The organism is Bartonella sp. AD24XZML (genome assembly GCF_042196485.1).
GTDB lineage: Bacteria > Pseudomonadota > Alphaproteobacteria > Rhizobiales > Rhizobiaceae > Bartonella.
Genome location: NZ_JBHIQH010000006.1, coordinates 1 through 20,937 on the forward strand (window position 1 = coordinate 1; position 20,937 = coordinate 20,937).

A 20,937-nucleotide genomic window follows, 5' to 3' on the forward strand; every position below is an offset into this window, starting at 1 on the left:
AAAAACAACAAATTACCACGTATTCCTACCTAATCCCACCTTTTCCCACTTAGTACAAAACCTACTGTCAAACTACAATGACAAGAAAAACAAATGTTAAACAAATCAAAAATTGACTTATCATTAGAGAATAATTTTTGTTCAAAAGTACGTTTTTTACCAAAATTGTGCCCTAAAATGAAGGTTGTTGATTTTTCAAATGGCGTGTCTTCTATTAATTCAACATTCGCTTCAGATACATTCAATATTATCTCTTCTAAAATTTACAAGAAACTATACCTGTAGAGCAGGCAAAATCTATAATCGCTTCCTTTAATGCGCAGAAACTACCTTTAGTTTAGTGGGTTGGACCTCATTCATCTCATTATAAAGTTGATGAAGTTCTCTTATCTATTGGCTTAGAGCATGTTGAAACAGAGGTAGGAATGGCAGCTTTAGCGCAAGATATAGACTCACATGTTACTTTTATGCCAGATAGCTTCAAAATCAAGGAAGTTGAATCACTTCAAGATTTTAGAGATTATGGAAATGTTATGGCATCAGTCTTCGAGCCTTTTAATGAAGAAGCAGTTATATTTTATGAAACAATAAGCCGTTGTTATAAAAAAGACTCTGATGTAGAGATGTTCGTTGGTTATATAAATAACAATCCTATAGCAATATGTTTTTGTATTAAAGCGGATGGGATTGGTGGATTGTATGATATTGTCACCAAGCCAGATTTTCAGAAAAAAGGTATTGGGACATTCATGACAAAAATTGCTATTGAGCATTTAAAAAGAAAGAGATGTCATGTTATTGGTATGCAAGCCTCTCACGAGGGAATTAGCATTTATAAAAAATTGGGCTTTACAAACTTTGGTGAATTTAAAATTTATTCCAATAAACACATAGTGGTTTAGCTCTGAATTCTTTTTTGCTCATCAATTAAAAGAATTTATTATTTTCAGCAGAACTCAAATATGATCAAGCAATCGATATAACCAAGGAAGCTTGGCCAATCGCCTTTAATACTGATAGTGAAAAGCTAAAATCAGTTTTACAAACATAATTGTTTCAAATGGCTCACTCAAATTTTCTCATTTTTACTTTGTCTTAAATAAAGATATCTATCACAAATCTAAGTTGAACAAATGTAATTTTTTATATGATCGATAATCTACTGTCTGTTACTGATATTTATGAAGAGCTCGAAAGCAAACATTTAAAACGACAGTTGCATCATAATTTGTTAGATGGTTAGTCTGTTAGTTAATTAATAGAAAAAATTTTCGCTTTATAAAATAACCAAAGGAGCTTAAAAAATCTTTCAAAGATCATTTAAAGGTCCTTTATGTGTATTGTTTCTTTTTCTATGTCACAGTTGATGATGAAAAATCCCTCACGCTAATTGTAATTATTTTCAAACGAAATAAACTGTTTTCACCTATTATTTAGAGTAAATTAAGTTTTTGGAATTTCTGGCACATCATTTGAAATGACAAAAGAAATTTTCCCCTTGTACTTGTGCAAACAGCGTGGACATTATTTGATAATCCTCTTTCTTGAACAAATTCTTATCCAGAATAATCTTCAACACAAAAATAAATTAATAACTTGATTTATAAAGATAATTTATCATTATTTATATTGAGCAAGCGTCTCAAATATCATAGGATTATCTCATTTCAAATCTCTATACATTAAAATCACTCACAATCATCTGCTCACGCATAACAGGAAAAATTGAGGCATCAATAAAATTCACTTGAAGAAAGGAATAAAAACTCTTCTTCTGAACGCTCTGAAATACCAAAGATTATCGCAACATTGGGAGCTAAAATAGTATAGGGAGGTACCCCTTTCACCTTGAAAAGGTAAAAATGGGAAGCATAATAGCTTTATACACTTCATAGAGGCTTTAGATCATTCACGAACGTTATTATAAAATGGATGTGACACACTTTGAGAGAAATCTCTTTAAAATAGACATGTGAATTAACAATATAAGTGCATTCTATTTTACATAAGGAACATAACTTCAAATCAAGATAAGGTAACATAAGGTGTTGAAACCGTCATAGTGCACAATAAAATCAGACTATTTTAAATGTTTAATGGTAACATCTGCTAAACAACAGAATAAAAATTCAATTTTGAAAAGATTAAACCATACGCTACAGGTCTATTGAAACTCCGAATGGCTACTCATATGAAATGCCAATAATTCCATAAAGCAGTTCCATAAAAAAGGATAATGAGGTTGTAATATCGGAAAAAAATTTACCACATCACCTGAAAGATCATTAATAATTCCATCAGGAAGTATCAATTTCTATTTAGAAAACCCTATCCATGCTGACAAAAACTATGTAAATGTTAGATATATAATAATTTTGATGACGATTTTGGCTCACCCTGTTTTGCCACCAATATAAGAAACAGCGAATATAGCGGGATCCGCCAGCTTTAATATCGCCTTGTAAAAGGTCTTTCCCTCTACTCTTTTTGCTATCAAATCCTGATTTTACAATTCCTTGCTCTCTTTTTTATACTCAAAATTGCCTCTGAAACAGGATAGATTAATCGTAAAAAATATATAAAAGAAGCAAATTATAACATTTTTTCTTATCCTTCTTAATACAAAATAACTGTTAAGCTACAATGCGCTAACACTTATCAGTCATAAGTCCAAAACATCATATAATGACGAAACAAATTCATAGAGTGAAGATTTTTCACAATCAATCGTTGTATTAATCTTTCCATAATGCATAAAAATGATGAAGCGGCCCTCGCCCTTTCCCTACTTTTAAAGCATCTGAAGCAGTTAAAGCGCCATGCAAATAATCTTTTGCTTGTTTAACAGCGCAATCCAAAGGTTGAGTAGGTAACAGAGCTGCAATGGCAGCAGAAATGGTACACCCTGTCCCATGATCATGAGTGGTTGAAAGACGAGAAGCTTCAAGTATAAAAAGGTTTTCACAATCACAATAAAGATCTGGACTAGAACAATCGTAATTTTCTGTGCTATTTTTGGTAAGCGTATTCAAATGTCCCCCTTTTAACAAAACTGCATGACACCCTAGCGCCAAGAGTCGTGGAGCATATTGATACATAGTCTCTAAAGACCATTGCACTTCACCCCCCAATAACAGTGCAGCTTCAGGCAAATTTGGCGTGATCAAAGTTGACATCGGCACAAGAACATCACGCATAATTTCAATTGCATCAGACTTTAAAAGAACATCACCACTTTTTGCAACCATAACCGGATCAAAAACAATGAAACGCACTTTATGATAAGCAAGACGTTCTGCAATAACCTGTGCAATCTGAGCATTTGCAACCATACCAATTTTAACGGCATCAACATGGATATCCTCAAAAACAGAATCAATTTGATCTGCAACAAAAGAAGCATCTAATGCCTGAAAAGAACGCACACCCTGAGTATTTTGTGCAACAACAGCTGTAACCACACTCATACCATAAGTTTTCATAGCTGAAAAAACCTTCAAATCCGCCTGCATTCCAGCGCCACCAGAAGGATCTGTTCCCGCAATAGATAAAATCCGTGGAATAAAAAGTTTATCTTTTTGTAATTCCATTAACCTCTTTCCTTCTGTTTTTAAATATCGGAAAATGAGTTACCGAAAAAATAGATGCTTGAGAAAACATAAAGAAGATGTTTTCTCATGTGAATTATATTATATATGAAGTCTTCTTATAGATATAAAATGGAAAATGTAGTGCTTATCCTTCGTTCTATTCTTTTTACGTTCGCTTTTTATACAACAACTTTCATACAAATGATTCTTTACGCTCCCGTTTATTTTTTAATGCCCCGCAAAAAGGCATGGATTGTCCCTAAAACATGGGCACGCGTTACACTCTTTTTGCAAAAATACATCGCAGGCACAAGTTATGAGATTGAAGGTTTAGAAAATCTTCCCAAAGGCCCCTATATCATTGCTCCAAAGCATCAATCAGCTTGGGAAACTTTCAGTCTTGTTCCTTATTTTGATGATCCCACTCTCATTTTAAAACGTGAATTGATGTGGATTCCATTGTTTGGCTGGTATATGGCAAAAACGCAAATTATCCCCATTAACCGCACAACACCCATCAAAGCTTTAAAAATGATTATACAAAAAGCAAAAGAGAAAGTAAAACAAGGGCGCCAAATCTTGATTTTTCCCGAAGGAACACGCCGACAACCCGGTCAAGAACCAGATTATAAGTCAGGAATTGTCGCGCTCTATAATGAATTAGGACTTCAAGTTGTCCCTATTGCACACAATGCGGGTTTATATTGGCCACGCAATAATTTTCGCCGCTATCCCGGAACAATTCGTGTCCGTATTCTTCCCCCGATAGAAGCGGGTTTAAGCAAACGTGATTTTCTAGATCAACTTGTCCAAAAAACTGAAAAAGCGTGTGATGAACTGCTTCTCTTAGCAGCTCAAGATCCTACCCCTCCTCCTATGCCACCATACGCTGTTCAGAAACTTCAAAAACTAAATCATCATGAAACAATGCACTAATTGATAAGAATAATGCATAACTTTGTATATTGAGCGGAGTATAGGGAACAAAAATATAAGAAAGATACTTCAAACTTTCTAATTCAAAATTATAAAACACATGTACATGATAAGAAACAATCAATGTGTAAATTTTTTTGAAAAAGAATTCTTCCTCTCTTTAAAATCATTTAAATAACATACATCTCATTGACTTATAAGGATGTTTTAGCGTTATTCAACTTGAATGAGAACCCTGAATACCGTAAGATTCTCTCATTTCAAATCTATTCTAGGTTGAATCAATTAGAATCATTTTCTTACACATTACAAGCGGGGATATCTGTGTGAATAAAACGATACAAGAAAAGATTAAAATGCTTTTTACGAACCGTCTCAAGTGCCAAGGGCTATCCTAACAGGAGAGCAAGAAAAATGCATGATTATGCAGATTCATTCCTTTCTGAGAAATTCAATCCCTCCAAGAACATGAAATCTTGTACAATCTTCATTATTTAAAAAGTATTTCTTGAGATACTTAAGTCATCAAACCAAATTCAAGGGGAAAATAAAAATGAGTGTTGGTTTTTATCCCACAGACACAACGGATACAGCAATTAACCATCTTTCCTCCCTATCCTAGACTTAAAAGCTTTGTGTGCTACATTAAAACAATTCTAAATAACGAATAAGAGGGAACTAGATTTAAATTAATGCAACGTCTCTTCTATAATTTATTTTTTTCTGTGATTTTGAGTTTATCCAGCGCTGTTGCTTTAGCGCAGCCTTTTATTTCTGTTGATGTTACAACGAGGCGTATCTTAAAACATAATCAAGCTTTTGAGCGTTGGTATCCTGCTTCCTTGACAAAATTAATGACCGCTTATGTTATTTTTCGTGCCATGAGCCGAGGAGAAGTTTCACCAAACAAACATATCACCATCAGCGAATACGCCGCAAAAGCTCCCTCATATCGTTCAGGCTATAAAGCTGGTTCTGTACTCACACTTGATACAGCCTTAAGTATCACTATGGTTAAATCTACCAATGATTTAGCCATTGCCATGAGTGAAGCTGTTGCGGGTTCACAGAAAGATTTTGTACATAAAATGAATAGCGAAGCTAAACGTTTAGGCATGTTTGGCACCCATTTTGCGAACGCAAGTGGTTTACCAGATCCTCAAAACTATTCCACGGCACGCGATATTGCTCTTTTAGCCGTTCAAATACGTAGAGAATTTCCACAATATGCTCATTATTTTTCTATTCCAGCCATTGATTTTGGTAATAATCGAAAAATCCAACATAACTCAAACAACCTCATTGGCCGTTTTTATGGGATAGACGGTATGAAAACAGGCTTTATTTGTGCCTCTGGTTTTAATCTTGTTGCTTCAGCCACCCGCAATAAACGTACAATTATTGCTGTCATTCTAGGTGCTAACAACATAAGTGAAAGAGAAGAAAAAGCTGCACAACTTCTTGAAATAGGATTTTTGCACCAAGGAACCCCCCAATTAACACTAGCAACATTAAAACCTTATGGGAGCAACATAACAAAAGCCAACAATATGAGACAACAAACATGCACACCTGAAGCCATAAAAATGCATGCAAAATCATATGATGATCAAGGAAATATTATTCTCACCTCACCTTTTATCACTGCTCCACCTTCTTTTTCTCATCCTTTATCAGTACACCTCATTCGTACGCCACAAACACCTAAAATGACAGTAAAACCACTAAGAAAACCCTATATTCCGTATAAAAGGCACGCAAACCATTCTATAAAAAGCCATAAATCATAATCTACAATTAATTATAATACTTTGATTTATAATGATAATTAATTATTTTGTACCTTATGTCAAAACCACAAGTATTGTAAGATTCTCTCATTTCAAATCTGTATTTGTTGAATCAATAAAACCAGTCTCTTGCGCGCCACAAGGTGGATGAACATGTAGATAAAATAATTAAAACAAGGAATAAAAATCCTTCCTATAAGTCCTTTCAAGAACCAAGAATTATCATAACATTGATGCTAAAAAGTGTATAATATACCCACGTGCACCTACCTTTATAAGCGTAAAGATAGTGGTACAATGGATCTCATGAGGGATTAACCATTACATCCCTCACGGACATCATTATAAATTGGTTAGACATACTGAGATATATTTTTTAAAAACAAAACTATGATTGATGATTAACATGAAAATAAAGCGCATCCCTCTCACGCTTATTACGGGTTTTTTAGGCTCTGGCAAAACAACTTTGCTCAACCGTATGCTACAAGACCCTCTTCTAACAGAATGTGCTGTTATCATCAATGAATTCGGCGAAATCAGTATTGACCACCTTCTGGTTGAAAAAACAACAGAAGGAATTATTGAGCTTGCCAATGGTTGCTTATGCTGCAATTTACGCAGTGATCTCATCGACACATTAATTGATTTAATAAATCGCGTTCAGACAGGACAGATCAAACAACTCCATCATATTATCATTGAAACCACAGGGATGGCTGATCCCGCCCCTATTTTACAAATACTTTTAAGCCACCCATTGTTTATTCAAACATTGTCCATAAATGCTGTTCTTGCAACATTTGATACATTAAGCCCACTTTCCATATGTGAGCGCTATCCTGAAATATATAAACAATTAATATTTGCTGATAAAATCATTCTCACCAAAACAGATCTTAGAGACCCACAAACGCTTTCAGATGCACTCCTTAGCACACTTAAAACAATGAATCCTACAGCACAAATCATTGACGCCCATTCTAAAGATTTCTGTTCAAATCTATTAATAAATAACACATTATGGGATGAAAAAGTAGAAAATACAAAACTTAAACAAAATCTTACGACTACCCCACATGATCATAGCCCCCATAAAACCATTCGTACCTTTTCACTAAACTGTGAGGGTCCTGTTGATTACGCCACAATTGAGGCTTTTTTAGATCTCCTACAAGAGCGTTATGGTACAAAATTATTACGTATTAAAGCAATTATCGCATTACGTGATGACCCTTATCGCCCACTTGTATTACATGGCGTACAAACATTTTTTCATCCTCCCATAAGATTGCCAGCATGGCCAAAAGGAATAAAACAAACACGTTTCGTCATCATTGCCGATGGTGTTGAAAAAGACGCAATACAAAAGCTCCTCAATGCTTTTTTTAATAAACCAGCAATAGATACTGCAGACAAAACAGCTCTCTTAGAAAATCCCCTGGTCATTCCAGGAATAAAATTTTAATTTTTTCTCCCCTTCAATGATATAACATTAAATTCATTAGCACCACCATCTTTATGCTTTTAAAGGAGCAAACCGGCACCATTACACACTTTGCTAATTCCCAATGTTGAAACAGCTCTTGGTACTTGAGACGGTTTGTAAAAAGCATTTTAGTCTTTCTTGCACAGTTTCACCCACGCGGCTATCCCCGCTTGTAACGTGCAAGCAAATGGTTTTAATTTATTCAACATGGAACGGCTTTGAAATGAGAGAAGCTTACGGTATTCAGGGTTCTAATTTGATTTAAAAAACTAAATTATCATTATAAATCAAATTGTTATGATACAAAATTTAATACCCATCAATCTGCAAATAGATTGTTTTCTCTCTAAATGCGCTTCATCTGCAAACCACTTCATGTGATTCATTTCACAGATCGATTGGCCAAATTCTTGGTTCTAAAATATTCTGCTCAACTCTATATTTATTCAAGCTAATTGAAATCAAAATCCCTGTTAAGAAAAAAACCAAAATTAGACAGAGGCAATATCGCATTTTAAAATATGTGAATGTATCTTATATAACAGCACGACAAGACAATATTTCACAGCATAAAAGAATAAAACTCTTTGAAAGAAATAAAAAGAGAGGTATATTTTATATTAACTTACTCTTCACTAAAAACGAAGATTGATACCAGTAACGATGTGCAAACAATCCAACTTCTTTGAGAAAATTCCTCTTGGCTTCCCACTTCATATGATTTACTTACATAAAGCTCTATGAAAAAACTCTGCGCTTTAAAATATTGACCACTCACTTAAACACCTTATGTGCAAGTTTTTGCATATCCTGTATGACCATTATTAAGTGATAGTGTTTACGGTGCAGTAGGATACAATACCACTCACTGCATTAGAGAAACTGAATTTTTATCAATATCGCGATTAAAAACGTAACGTTTTCCATAAACCTCAACAGTTGGAGGTTGACGATTTTTTTCAAAAAAATCATAACCTTTCTTAAGCATAATCCAGAATTGATAATGAGGATTCTTGCTATGGCGTGACATATTATCCTCGGTCATGCGGAAAGGAAAAGCCTGCAACTGAAACTCTCTTTGTCCTCCTTTAAAAGCATCCCGTGCAAACGCATAAATCTGAGCCATGTTCTTATCACTCATAGAATAACAACCTGCGGAAAAGCAAGAACCATGCACCATAAGATTGCTTCCTGTGCGACCATTTTCCTGATCATAAAGGTTAGGAAATCCTATATTAAAAGAGAGATAATATTTTGAATAAGGATTCATTTGGTTTGCGCTAATAGTATAAAAACCCTCTGGTGTCTGAAGATCCCCTTCTTTATATTTAGGTCCAAGCTTACCAGACCATTTGCAAATGCCATAGCGAGCAACCAAGATAAAAGGTCCTGAACGAGATTGCTTCCAAACTTCAGCAAGATTTTCTTCCTTAAAAAACCGCATCATAATCGGTGCATAGGGATCTATATCATACAGAACCATTCTATTTTTGATTTCTTGCGGCAACGGCTGCTCAACTTTAGCGCGAATAGAGGCTGGTAATCTTCCTTCACATGCTGTCAATAGTCCCATTACAAACAACACACACACAGCGAGGAATCTGCTAAATGTCATCGAATAAAACTCCAATCCAACACCCCTCACAAAAAATAACCTATGTTAGAGATCGACCAATTTGAAGGTATTTTTCCCTTCGCTCTTGTTTAAGCACTTGACCATCTTTTCCAGCCATAGCTTTTAAAGCCTCTGAAATAACATCACCCGTTGCATCAATGACAATCTCTTTGCCACGATGTGCTCCCCCTAAAGGTTCCGAAATAATGCCATCAATAATCTTTAAGCGATACAAATCTTGAGCGGTAATACGCATATTCATTGCAGCATCTTTTGCACGAGCTGGATCACGCCATAAGATAGAAGCTGCTCCTTCTGGTGAAATAACAGAGTAAATTGCGTGCTCCAACATATAAACTTTGTTGGCAGCCGCGATTGCTATCGCCCCTCCAGAACCGCCTTCTCCAATAACAACGGAAACCACAGGAACTTTCAAACGCAAAGTTGTAGCTGTTGATTGAGCAATTGCTTCCGCTTGCCCACGTTCTTCAGCGCTTACCCCAGGATAAGCACCTGCTGTATCAATAAAAGTGAGGAGTGGCAAACCAAAGCGGTCAGCCATTTCCATAATACGTACAGCTTTACGATAGCCTTCTGGACGTGCAGAACCAAAATTATAGCGCAAACGTGTTTGCGTATCGTGACCTTTCTCTTGACCGATATAAGCAATGGCCTCACCTTTAAAGCGTGCAAACCCCGCTTGAATAGCCTCATCTTCAGCAAACTTGCGATCTCCGGCCAAAGGCGTAACATCACTCAATAGGCGTTTAGAATAGTCCATAAAATGGGGACGATCCGGATGACGAGCGACTTGTGTTTTTTGCCACGGCGATAATTTTTTATAAATATCGCGCAACGCTGTTTGGGAACGCGTTTCAAGACGAGCAATCTCGTCACTCATATCAAGACTGCCTTTTTCCTGAGAAATTTTTTTTAATTCAAGAATTTTCCCATCAAGATCAGCAACTGGTTTTTCAAAATCAAGATAATTATACATTTGTATCAACTCATTCAGTGTCACTTATACACTTATAATTTGCTTTATAAAGTCTTTTTCAAAAACATCACCTTTTCTTTAACGAGCCTTTTGCTCATCGGCAAGTGGATGATGCTCATTGACTAAACGATAAAGTCCCTCTTCCAACACATGGGTATAAATCTGAGTGGTAGCAATATCAGAATGACCTAACAAATGTTGAACGGCACGCAAATCAGCACCATTTTGCAAAAGATGACTAGCAAAAGCATGACGCAACACATGGGGAGAAAAGCTATCACTTCCTATCCCTGCTCTTCTAGCGAGATTTTTCAACTCTCGTGCAACGACTTGACGAGCAATATATCCTGTCTCGGAATGCGCAGGAAAAAGATAAGAACTCGTAGCATCCTTTCCCTGATCACGCAAGTTTAACCACTGTGAAAGAACTTGGCATGCTTTTTTTGATAACAGCACCATTCGTTCTTTTTTGCCCTTACCACGAACCAAAACGCTGTATTCCTTCCTTCGAACAGACTGAACCGGCAGACTCACCAACTCACTAATACGTAACCCTGTTGCATAAAGCATTTCAATCAATAGCTGAAGACGCAGTGCACGGAAATAACCTTTGGACCCATAGTCTGCTTGATTGACTTCTAACTCCGCAAAATCAAGCAATTTTATCACTGCATCTTCACTCATGATTCTGGGCAAAGGACGCCTCTGACGAGGTGCATCAATATCATGAGAGGGATCATCTGCTCTCAACCCTTCAGCATAAAGGAATTGATAAAACTGACGCAAAGTTGATAAACGGCGCGCTTGCGACGATGCCGCAAAACCAAAAGTATGCATAAGCGACAAAAGGGTAATTAAATCTTCTTTTTGTGCTGAAAAAAGCGAAACAGAGTGTGAAGACAATTCGTCTTGTGCCCACTGCAAATCATGCTGATAAGCCGCAAGCGTATGAGACGAAGCCCCTCTCTCCGCACTCATCATCTCAAGAAAATGATCTATCACAGCACCACTTTTCATTTCATTGATTCGCTTCCGTAGAAAGATTCCATGAATCCAAGGGAACATCAATGTACATATCCACAGTTACTGGTTCAACCCAAACCACAAGAGCACCCATTATAATGAAAAGAACAGAAAGCAAAATGAAAAGAATCATCAAAAATCTAGTCAATGTTGGCATAAAACAATAACCTACCCAAAAATATTCTATCTCGTATTATGCCTCACAAAGATTAACAGGAATTGACTTTAAGATGGATAAATGCCGAAATAAAGTTATGAAAAGCAATCGACCAAAACGCGTCCCCATAACACAAATAAAGAATCAGCTCTTATCGTCCCTTGATAAAAGAGCACTTGTCCTTGTTGGTCTTATGGGGGCAGGCAAATCAGTGATCGGAAAACGCGTCGCCACCATGCTCCGTTTACCTTTTTATGATTCTGACCAAGAAATTGAAAAAGCTGCACAAATGACAATTACGGAACTCTTTGAAATTTATGGTGAATCCGAATTTCGTGCTCTTGAACAGCGTGTTATTCTAAACCTCATGAAAAAAAATCCCCTTGTTTTAGCAACAGGTGGTGGTGCCTATATAAATGAAAATATCCGAAAAGCCATTCACAAAAATGGTATATCCATATGGCTAAAAGTCGATCTTGATATCCTCATGCAACGTGTCTCAAAGCACCCGACACGTCCCTTGCTTCAAACAGCCAATCCTAAAGAAACCATGCAAAAACTCATGGAACAGCGTTATCCTATCTATGCAAAGGCAAACTTAACAATTAACAGTCATAAAGAAAGCCGTCATACCGTAGCACGAAATGTTATACGATCCGTACAGCACTACCTATACACAGAAATTAACAATAGGGATAACCAGCATGCAAACCAAAACCGTCACTGTTAAACTGGACAAACACTGTTACGATATCATCATTGGTCCGGGTCTGATTACACAAGCTGCTTCACAAATTAAACATGCTCTTAATAAAAAAGATCCTCATCAAACGCGCTTGGCGCTTGTTACAGATACAAATGTTGCTTCCCTTCATTTGGAGATATTGCAAGCAGAATTAACAAAAAATAAAATTCATACTGTCCCTATTATTGTAGAAGCGGGAGAACAATCAAAATCATTTTCAACCCTGCAAGTTGTCATCGATCAAATTCTTGCTGCGCGTTTAGAAAGAGGCGACTGTGTTATTGCTTTTGGCGGTGGTGTCATTGGCGATCTAGCAGGATTTGCGGCAAGTATAATCCGCCGTGGTATGAACTTCATTCAAATGCCCACAACGCTTCTTGCACAAATTGATTCCTCTGTTGGTGGAAAAACTGGAATCAATAGCCAATATGGCAAAAATCTTATCGGTGCTTTTTATCAACCACAATGCGTTATTGCTGATACGTGTCTTCTTGATACCCTGCCGCCGCGCGAATTTCGCGCTGGCTACGCAGAAATAGTAAAATACGGTCTCATTAACCAACCTGACTTTTTTGAGTGGCTTGAAAAAAATGGGCAGAAAATTTTCTCTAATGGCCCTATGCGAACAGAGGCCATTGTTCGCTCATGCCAATTTAAAGCTGACATTGTAGCACGCGATGAGTACGAAACGGGAGAGCGTGCACTCTTAAATTTTGGCCATACATTTGGACACATGCTTGAAACAGCAACCGCTTATGACTCCAACCGTTTAATCCATGGCGAAAGCGTAGCAATTGGGATGATTCTAGCTCATCAATTCTCTGCTCAATTAAATTTAATAAGCCCCACGCTTACACAACGCATTGAAGCGCACTTCAAATTTATAGGATTGCCTACACAATTAAAGGATATCCCAGGGGGTCTACCAGATGCTGAAACTTTAATGACTCTCATTGCCCAAGATAAAAAAGTTTCGCAAAACAATTTGACTTTCATCTTAACACGCGGACTTGGCCAATCATTTATTGCAAAAAATGTTTCACCAGATGCAGTTTTATCCTTTTTGGAACAAAAATTAACAGAAATTCGTTAATTCATATTGAATATAATTGATTCGTTTTTATACTTCTATTAAAGATTAAATATGATGATGTCTGCGTAGCTCAGTAGGATAGAGCACAGGATTCCTAAAGAAATTGGGCACTTTGAGGAGAAATCCTCAAAGTGAATCTGCTCAAATTCGGGGAAAGCTTCATGGGCGACTATATGCCAATCCCGAGCCAAGTCTCTTTTCAAATGAGAGAAAGGTGTAGAGACTGAACGGGCAGCACCTAAAGAGCAAAAGCTTTAAGGTGAAGAGACAGTCCAGACCACAAACAGCCGATAAGGCTGGCGGTGAAAATCGAAGTGGTATGAATCCTGGGGTCGCAGGTTCGAATCCTGCCGTAGACACCATCGTATCAGTCAAATTATTCTTTGTGCACAATATTAGGAATATAGGGAAGCATCATGAAAAAAACTTTGCACATTTTAGGATTTTTCACCGCTTTAAGTTTATCACTCTTCAGCTCAAACAATAGCTTAGCTGGTTCTTTAATCATTGAAGTACCAGACAATCCAGAGCCCAAAACAGAGACCATTACCTATCAGTGTGATACTGAAACAGGTAAAGAGCGCGTAGAGGCAGTTTATCTTAATGCTGACAATATTTCGTTGGTTGATTTCAAATGGAACGGTGATCGTGTCATTGCTGCTAATGTCATCGCGGCAACAGGAGCAAAATTTGCAGGAGCTCAGTACATCTGGTGGGAGAAGAACAAAGAAGTCACGCTTTATGACCTTGCTCAGGATCCAGAAGAAAAAAAACCTATCCTATGTAAAGATGAGTCAACATTATTATTTTAAATAACACGGGAAATATTATGAAAAAAATTTCTTTTACTAAACAATTTTTCATTACTTTAAGTGTGTTCCTTCTCGGTTCAATTAATGCATTAGCAAGTTCTTTAGTCATTGAAGTACCAAATGATCCAGAACCAACAACAGAGACCGTCTCCTATCAATGCGACATGGGAACAAGCAAAGAGCATGTTGAGGCAACTTATCATAATGCTGGCAATATTGCGCTTGTTGATTTAAAATGGAACGGTAAGCGCATCGTTGGTTCTAATGTAATTGCCGCTTCTGGAGGAAAATATGTGGGTGGTCAATACATTTGGTGGATAACTAAAAATGAAGCCATATTTTACGATCTTATTAATGATCCAAAAGAAGAAAAGCCCATCCACTGTGTAGAAGAAAAAAGCACAGAATAAAGAAGGTTCTTACATTTCAAGAACCGCGCTGGCTCTCATCTCTTGATGTTCCTTCTGACGTGGGTAACTTTTCCTCCGTCTGGTGTAATAAAAGAGCCAGCGGTTTTTCTGACTGTTCTTCTGAATGATGTCGATAAGCTGCTGTATGTGAGAGCAACATAGAAGCTACCGGCGCTGTTAAAAATAAAAAAAACATTAGCAACACTTCATGAAAAACAAAATAATGGTCCACAAATATTGAATAAAGAAATGAAGAAATAAGAATACTACCAACGCCCCAACTCGTACATACTGAAAGCATATGCAAACGCTTATAAAAATTGGAAAAACGCACCAAACCTATCGTTGCGATCAATGTCAATCCAGACCCTAATATTAAGAAAACTGTGATAGCAATAGCAACCACAAGCGATATATCATCTTTCATTCAATAATCTCCCCCCGCATAAGAAATTTCGCCAAAGCGATGCTTGAGACAGATCCCAACAATCCAATAATGAGAGCTGCGACAAAATAAGTGGTTGTTCCTGAACGAATATCGAATGTAAGAAACAAAAGAATAGTAGTTATATAAAGGGCATCCAAACCAACAATTCTATCCTGCGCCCGTGGACCACAAATCAACCGAAACAGCGCGAAAATCACCGCTAAACTTAAAAAAAACTGTGAAAAGAAAAGCCCCCAATAAAGAATCACCATACTCATAAAAAAATCTCCAAAAGCAATTGCTCATACCGTTTTTTGATCAACTGTTTGTAATCATATCCATTTTTTAAATTTAAGACATGAAGCAAAAGTTCACCCTTTTTACTATTATAGGCAACCCAAGCAGTTCCAGGGGTTGCCGAAAGGATACATGCTAAAATAGCCAAAGCAGTGCGATTATGAAGCAGAAGAGGTACTACAATAAAACCAGATTTCTGCTCTCGAGACCTTTTTGTTAAAACAAACCAAGTCACCGAAACATTTGAGAATATAGAATCTATAAATACTCGAAAAACGAGACGAAAAACCGCACTCCAGCTTTTAATAACAGCCTTCTCCGGCTCCAGAAGCCGTATCATCCAACCACAAAACAAAGCGGTTAAAATCCCTAAAAGCAATTGCCCTAAACTAAAACCATTTAAAATAAGCCACATAAGGACAATGACATCACTGAAAAAAGGGGAAGGACAAAAACGATTCATTTACTCACCTCCCTATTTTCGAGAGAAAAATCCGTTAAAACGCTCCCAATATAGTTTTGAGGTTCATATAAAGTCTTAGCAGTTTCAGACATATAATGACTAACAGGACTGGCTACAATTGTTATAAGAAAACACAAAGCAAGGAGAACGGCAATAGGCGCAAATTCTATCACTTGCACACGGGGAATACGCCCTTCAAGAGAAACCCAAAAAGTTCGGATACCCGTTCGTGTCAATGCAATCAAAGCCGCAAAACCAGAGAGAGTGACAAAAACTACAAAAAGCCAATCTTGGTAAACCGGTAGAGAGGCAGAAAAATCCTCTCTACTGTGGTTTAAAATTGCCATGAACATCATAAATTTAGCAACAAAACCAGAAAAAGGCGGCAATCCAATAATCAAAATGGCACAGATACCAAAACAAGCTCCAAGAATTGCCAAGGTTACTGGAAAATAGATGCCAACTTCATCTTCTTCCTCCTCTTCATCGTCACCATACACCTCCATTGTGACAGCAAGAACATTAGCAGCCACATCTTGACAGCGTTCAACCAACTCTACCAAAAGAAAAAAAGCTCCCAGTGCTAAAGTTGAAGAAACAATATAAAAAAGTGCGCCTGCTGTCAGTGCTGCATTGCCTATCCCGATCGCAGTCAACAATGTACCAGAAGAGACAAGGACACTATAAGCTGCCAAACGCACCAAAACTTGGCTTGCCAATACCCCAATAAAACCAACAATCATAGTGGCAAGCCCACCATAAAACAAAACCGTATGACCAAAATGGTTAAAATATTCACTTTCAGAACCAAACCATAGCAACGTTAAACGTAAAATAATATAAATACCCACCTTGCTCAAAAGTGCAAAAGAAGCTCCAACTGGCGCTACTGCTGCACTGTAAGTTGGCACCAACCAAAAATTAAGCGGCCACATACCCGCTTTAAGCAAAAAAGCAATACCTAAAAGTGCAACACCTATTTCGAACAAAACAATATCTGTAGAAGATATATATTTTATTTTAACAGCCAAATCGGCCATATTAAGAGTACCAACGACTCCATAAATGAGCGCTATACCAACTAAAAAAAATAATGAAGCAACAAGATTAACCACGACATAATGCAACCCTGCGCGCACGCGTGTTTGACCAGAACCATGCAAAGCAAGCCCATAGGAAGCTGTTAACATAACTTCAAAAAACACAAATAAATTAAATAAATCACCAGTCAAAAAAGCACCATTTATCCCCACCATAAAAAATTGCATTAGTGACTGAAAATGAGAACCAGCTTTGTACCAATGAGCCCGCGCAAAAACCAACACGCTAGTCACCAACAAGCTGGAAAGTAAAAGCATCATAGCGCTTAAGCGATCAAGGACTAAAACAATTCCAAAAGAAGACGGCCAATTACCAAGTCGATAAACATCGCAAGCCGGTGCTATTTCAAGAGTACGTATAATCAATAAAATGGCAGTAACGACCAACAGTCCCGCAGAAGAAAGACTGATGAATGATTTAAGTCTTGCACGACGTTCATCATAAAAAAGAAGAAGTGCTCCAGTGATTAACGGCAAAAGAATAGGCAAAATAAGGAGATGATGCACTCCTATTTCCATTATTGCACCTCACGTCCATCAACGTGATCAGAACCCGTTAAACCACGTGAAACCAACAAGATAACTAAAAATAAAGCTGTTGTTGCAAAACCAATCACAATTGCAGTTAAAACCAAGGCTTGTGGGAGAGGATCGACATAATTAGCTGGATTAATAACAGGGGTAGGATCAACAATTGGAGCAGCATTACTACGCGGTCTACTCATTGAAAATATAAAAAGATTAACACCATAGGAGATCAAGGACAAACCAAGAATGACTTGAAAAGTACGTGGACGCAAAACAAGCCAAATACCTGATCCGACAAAAACACCGATACCCAAAGAAAGAACAATTTCCATTAATTTTCCTTCTCTTTTAAAATAGGTTTCTTACCGATTCGGTAACTCCGAATTGACTGGTGTGCAAGCGCAATTAAAATGAGAACAGTTGCTCCTAACACAAGAGAAAGCACACCAAAATCAAACAAAAAAGCGGATGCCATGGAAACTTTCCCAATTAACGGAAGATGAATATATCGAAAAAAGGATGTTAAAAAAGGATATCCAAAAAACCAAGAGCCCATCCCCGTTACGACTGACAACAATAAGCCAAAGCCTATCCAACGCAAAGGTAAAACTCTCAAATGCGTTTCCACCCACCGAATATCGCGTGCAAGATATTGTAAAATAAATCCTATTGCCAAAGTAATACCACCGACAAATCCACCTCCTGGCAGATCATGCCCTCGCATGAATAAATAAATAGCAAAAGCGATAATAATCGGAAAGAGCCAACCCATAATAACAGCAGGAACAGCTAAATAATTCAATACTGTATCTCCTACATTTCGATTAGGCTGTGCTATATCAAAGGCTTTCTGGATACGTTGTTGAAAAGGCGCATCAATACTCTCAGGCGCAGGACGAAAACGTCGTAATAGGGCAAAAACAGTAAGGGAAACAACACCCAAAACCACAATTTCTCCCATGGTATCAAAACCACGGAAATCAACCAATAACACATTCACAACATTGCGACCACCAGCATCTGAGTAAGCATGCGTTAGAAAAAAATCAGAAATCGTTGTACCTTGGGGACGTGTCATCACTGCAAAAGAAAGCCATGCTACACCAGCACCTCCTACAAGGGATATGATGAAATCACGGAAACGACGCAAGCGAACCCAAAAACGAACAGCAGCCGGCCCAGGGTCATGCAAACGTTTAGGCAACCACCGTAAACCAAGCAATAATAAAACGACTGTAACAACCTCAACAACCAATTGTGTTATTGCTAAATCAGGAGCAGAAAGCCATAAAAAGGTTGCACAAGTCATCAAACCAGCTCCCCCTAAAAGCATAAGTGAAGCAAGACGATGAAACTTTGCTCGCCAAGCAACTAAAAGCGCACATAATCCGCCAACCAGCCAAAGAGCGAGAAAAGGAATATCAAGTGGAAAAAGCGGTAATGTCCCCACTGGAATGAAACCATCGCACCAAAGTAAAAGACCAACAAAAGCAAAACAGACCCAAAAAATCCAATGCAATTGGATCTGCAAACGGCGTGTTGACAAAGCAGATTCCACCGCACGGGCCCATTTCCAAGAAATAATTACGAGAATGCGTTCAAAAATACGCGGTCCTTTTAAGTGACGGAAAAAAGGAGCCCCATCATCACAGGATAAAAAATAACGATGCCCGACAGCATAGAGCAATCCGCCCCCTAATAATGCAACAAAACTCATCACTAATGGAGTGTTAAACCCATGCCAAACAGCCAAACTATAAGGAATTGTCATTGTTCCTAAAACAGACACGACCGCATTATCTAAAATAGGTCCTATTGTTAAATTAGGAAAAATACCAACCGCTAAACAAATAAACACCAAAAGCTCCATTGGTAAACGCATGAAATGCGGTGGTTCATGGGGAGTCTTGGGTAAATTGTCAGGCTTTTGTCCTAAAAAAACGCCATGAATAAAGCGTATAGAATAGGTCACACTAAACAGACTAGCTAGCGTTGCCACATAAGGCGCAATCCAATCGAGCCATGATTCCATATGCGTTTCAACAGCTTCAGCAAAAAACATCTCTTTCGATAAAAAACCATTCAACAAAGGAACCCCAGCCATCGCTGCACTCGCAACTAAAGCAAGAGTTGCTGTGATAGGCATAGAACGATAAAGCCCTGACAGTTTACGCATATCACGTGTTCCCGTCTCGTGATCAATAATGCCAGCAGCCATAAATAAAGAAGCTTTAAAAGTAGCATGATTAGCCATATGAAAGATTGCCGCAACACATGCAAGTGAACTACCAAGACTTAAAAGTGTTGTAATTAATCCAAGATGACTAATAGTCGAGTACGCAAGCAGTCCTTTCAAGTCTTGCTGAAACATGGAAAAATAAGCACCTAGAAGAAGAGTTGAGAGTCCTGAAAAGCCAACCAGCCAAAACCAAGATTCTGTTCCAGAGAGCACAGGCCATAAACGAACAAGCAAAAACAATCCCGCTTTTACCATTGTTGCCGAATGCAAATAAGCCGATACAGGGGTTGGAGCAGCCATCGCGTTGGGTAGCCAAAAATGAAAGGGAAATTGCGCGCTTTTTGTTAACCCTCCCAATAAAATGCAAATAAGGATAGGACTATAAAGAGAACTTGACCGGATCATATCTCCAGACTGCAGAACCTTATCCAAATCAAAACTGCCAACAGTATACCCAATCAATAAAACTCCAATAAAAAGGGCAAAGCCGCCAAAACCTGTGATCGTTAGAGCCATACGCGCACCCTCACGCGCACTTGCATTATGGTACCAATAGCCGATCAGCAAAAAAGAAAAAATACTGGTGAGTTCCCAGAAAACAACCAAAAAGACGAGATTACCTGATAAAACTATTCCTATCATTGATCCCATAAAGGCCAAAAAAAAGGAAAAAAAACGCGGTACAGAATCCGCTGGATCTATGTAATAACGTGAATAAATGACAACAAGCAGCCCAATCCCTGTAATAAGCAAGCAAAAAAGCCACGACAAACCATCTATGCGGAGAATCAAATCGCTTCCCCATTCTGGAAGCCAAGAAATATCTAAACGCACTATGTGGTTTCCGCGAACTTCCGGATAAAGCATTATTGTAAAAATAAGACAGAAAAGTGCGACAACCCCAGCAAACCACGCTTCATTATTTTTTGCTGTCGAACGAAAAAAGCCAATGACAGCACTTCCACCAAAGGGAAGCAAAACAAGCAATACCAACATTGCTTCCCGTGTTGTCATTCTTTAAACTCCATTTTGCCTTAATATTTTGTCATCGACAAAATAAAAACTTATATTCTCACCCCCCATTCCACACTTAATGATAATAAGATTTAATAAAACTTAAAAGCATTTAAAATTTTTAAAAAAACAATGCTGGCATGAAAATACTGCGCACAACAAAAGTCTTCTCTTTATTGTAAGAACAATAACGCCCACGACAAGAAGCAATT

At 37.7% G+C, this 20,937-nt stretch carries 19 protein-coding genes; 8 read left to right on the top strand and 11 right to left on the bottom strand.

Annotated elements, in window-relative coordinates:
- Positions 1-29 precede the first annotated feature (29 nt).
- Positions 30-245 (bottom strand): hypothetical protein, encoded by a 216-nt coding sequence (locus ACFIMX_RS00130; RefSeq protein ID WP_375693872.1) that lies wholly within the window; start codon positions 243-245, stop codon positions 30-32.
- A gap of 180 nt (positions 246-425) precedes the next feature.
- On the opposite strand from ACFIMX_RS00130, the gene ACFIMX_RS00135 reads away from it, so the two are divergent.
- Positions 426-902, top strand: coding sequence for a GNAT family N-acetyltransferase (locus ACFIMX_RS00135; RefSeq protein ID WP_375639445.1), 477 nt, complete (start codon positions 426-428; stop codon positions 900-902).
- 1,833 nt (positions 903-2,735) lie between these two features.
- Here the strand turns inward: ACFIMX_RS00135 and thiD are convergent.
- Positions 2,736-3,590, bottom strand: coding sequence for a bifunctional hydroxymethylpyrimidine kinase/phosphomethylpyrimidine kinase (gene thiD / locus ACFIMX_RS00140; protein WP_375617415.1), 855 nt, complete (start codon positions 3,588-3,590; stop codon positions 2,736-2,738).
- 129 nt (positions 3,591-3,719) lie between these two features.
- Between thiD and ACFIMX_RS00145 the strand changes: the two genes are divergently transcribed.
- The 3 genes from ACFIMX_RS00145 (at position 3,720) to ACFIMX_RS00155 (ending at position 7,784) form a co-directional block, all read left to right on the top strand.
- The gene (locus ACFIMX_RS00145) at positions 3,720-4,526 is read left to right on the top strand and encodes a 1-acyl-sn-glycerol-3-phosphate acyltransferase (RefSeq protein ID WP_273790137.1); all 807 of its coding nucleotides are present in this window, start codon (positions 3,720-3,722) and stop codon (positions 4,524-4,526) included.
- Between the two features lie 692 nt (positions 4,527-5,218).
- Complete coding sequence (locus ACFIMX_RS00150) at positions 5,219-6,316, top strand: D-alanyl-D-alanine carboxypeptidase family protein (RefSeq protein WP_375639446.1); 1,098 nt, start codon at positions 5,219-5,221, stop codon at positions 6,314-6,316.
- A gap of 406 nt (positions 6,317-6,722) precedes the next feature.
- Positions 6,723-7,784, top strand: a complete 1,062-nt coding sequence (locus ACFIMX_RS00155) for a CobW family GTP-binding protein (RefSeq protein ID WP_375633924.1) — start codon at positions 6,723-6,725, stop codon at positions 7,782-7,784.
- An 886-nt stretch (positions 7,785-8,670) separates the two neighbouring features.
- On the opposite strand, the gene ACFIMX_RS00160 is transcribed toward ACFIMX_RS00155, so the two are convergent.
- From ACFIMX_RS00160 to ACFIMX_RS00170, 3 genes are all read right to left on the bottom strand, one after another.
- Entirely contained in the window at positions 8,671-9,420 is a 750-nt protein-coding gene (locus ACFIMX_RS00160) for a L,D-transpeptidase family protein (protein ID WP_375633615.1), read from the bottom strand.
- Between the two features lie 40 nt (positions 9,421-9,460).
- A complete protein-coding gene (locus tag ACFIMX_RS00165) occupies positions 9,461-10,417 on the bottom strand; it encodes an acetyl-CoA carboxylase carboxyltransferase subunit alpha (RefSeq protein WP_375617419.1) in 957 nt (318 codons plus the stop codon).
- 78 nt (positions 10,418-10,495) lie between these two features.
- Positions 10,496-11,434 (bottom strand): site-specific tyrosine recombinase XerD, encoded by a 939-nt coding sequence (locus ACFIMX_RS00170; RefSeq protein ID WP_375617420.1) that lies wholly within the window; start codon positions 11,432-11,434, stop codon positions 10,496-10,498.
- A 260-nt stretch (positions 11,435-11,694) separates the two neighbouring features.
- Between ACFIMX_RS00170 and ACFIMX_RS00175 the strand changes: the two genes are divergently transcribed.
- The 4 genes from ACFIMX_RS00175 (at position 11,695) to ACFIMX_RS00190 (ending at position 14,657) form a co-directional block, all read left to right on the top strand.
- Complete coding sequence (locus ACFIMX_RS00175; RefSeq protein ID WP_375639547.1) at positions 11,695-12,327, top strand: shikimate kinase; 633 nt, start codon at positions 11,695-11,697, stop codon at positions 12,325-12,327.
- Complete coding sequence (gene aroB, locus ACFIMX_RS00180) at positions 12,302-13,435, top strand: 3-dehydroquinate synthase (RefSeq protein WP_375639448.1); 1,134 nt, start codon at positions 12,302-12,304, stop codon at positions 13,433-13,435. The genes ACFIMX_RS00175 and aroB overlap by 26 nt, the downstream gene beginning before the upstream one ends.
- A gap of 416 nt (positions 13,436-13,851) precedes the next feature.
- The gene (locus tag ACFIMX_RS00185; RefSeq protein WP_375617422.1) at positions 13,852-14,247 is read left to right on the top strand and encodes an MliC family protein; all 396 of its coding nucleotides are present in this window, start codon (positions 13,852-13,854) and stop codon (positions 14,245-14,247) included.
- A 17-nt stretch (positions 14,248-14,264) separates the two neighbouring features.
- Positions 14,265-14,657, top strand: a complete 393-nt coding sequence (locus ACFIMX_RS00190) for an MliC family protein (RefSeq protein ID WP_375633929.1) — start codon at positions 14,265-14,267, stop codon at positions 14,655-14,657.
- A 16-nt stretch (positions 14,658-14,673) separates the two neighbouring features.
- Here the strand turns inward: ACFIMX_RS00190 and mnhG are convergent, their stop codons facing one another.
- The 6 genes from mnhG to ACFIMX_RS00220 are packed head-to-tail and all read right to left on the bottom strand — an operon-like array spanning position 14,674 to position 20,725.
- A complete protein-coding gene (mnhG, locus tag ACFIMX_RS00195; protein WP_375614351.1) occupies positions 14,674-15,084 on the bottom strand; it encodes a monovalent cation/H(+) antiporter subunit G in 411 nt (136 codons plus the stop codon).
- Positions 15,081-15,362, bottom strand: coding sequence for a K+/H+ antiporter subunit F (locus ACFIMX_RS00200; protein ID WP_375639451.1), 282 nt, complete (start codon positions 15,360-15,362; stop codon positions 15,081-15,083). Before ACFIMX_RS00200 ends, mnhG begins: the two co-directional genes overlap by 4 nt.
- Positions 15,359-15,844, bottom strand: coding sequence for a Na+/H+ antiporter subunit E (locus ACFIMX_RS00205; protein ID WP_375693873.1), 486 nt, complete (start codon positions 15,842-15,844; stop codon positions 15,359-15,361). Before ACFIMX_RS00205 ends, ACFIMX_RS00200 begins: the two co-directional genes overlap by 4 nt.
- Positions 15,841-17,463 (bottom strand): monovalent cation/H+ antiporter subunit D, encoded by a 1,623-nt coding sequence (locus ACFIMX_RS00210; protein WP_375639453.1) that lies wholly within the window; start codon positions 17,461-17,463, stop codon positions 15,841-15,843. The genes ACFIMX_RS00205 and ACFIMX_RS00210 overlap by 4 nt, the downstream gene beginning before the upstream one ends.
- Positions 17,463-17,804 carry a Na+/H+ antiporter subunit C gene (locus tag ACFIMX_RS00215; protein ID WP_375617427.1) on the bottom strand — a complete coding sequence of 114 codons (342 nt, stop codon included), beginning with the start codon at positions 17,802-17,804 and terminating at the stop codon, positions 17,463-17,465. The genes ACFIMX_RS00210 and ACFIMX_RS00215 overlap by 1 nt, the downstream gene beginning before the upstream one ends.
- Complete coding sequence (locus ACFIMX_RS00220; protein ID WP_375617428.1) at positions 17,804-20,725, bottom strand: monovalent cation/H+ antiporter subunit A; 2,922 nt, start codon at positions 20,723-20,725, stop codon at positions 17,804-17,806. Before ACFIMX_RS00220 ends, ACFIMX_RS00215 begins: the two co-directional genes overlap by 1 nt.
- Between the last annotated feature and the right edge of the window lie 212 nt (positions 20,726-20,937).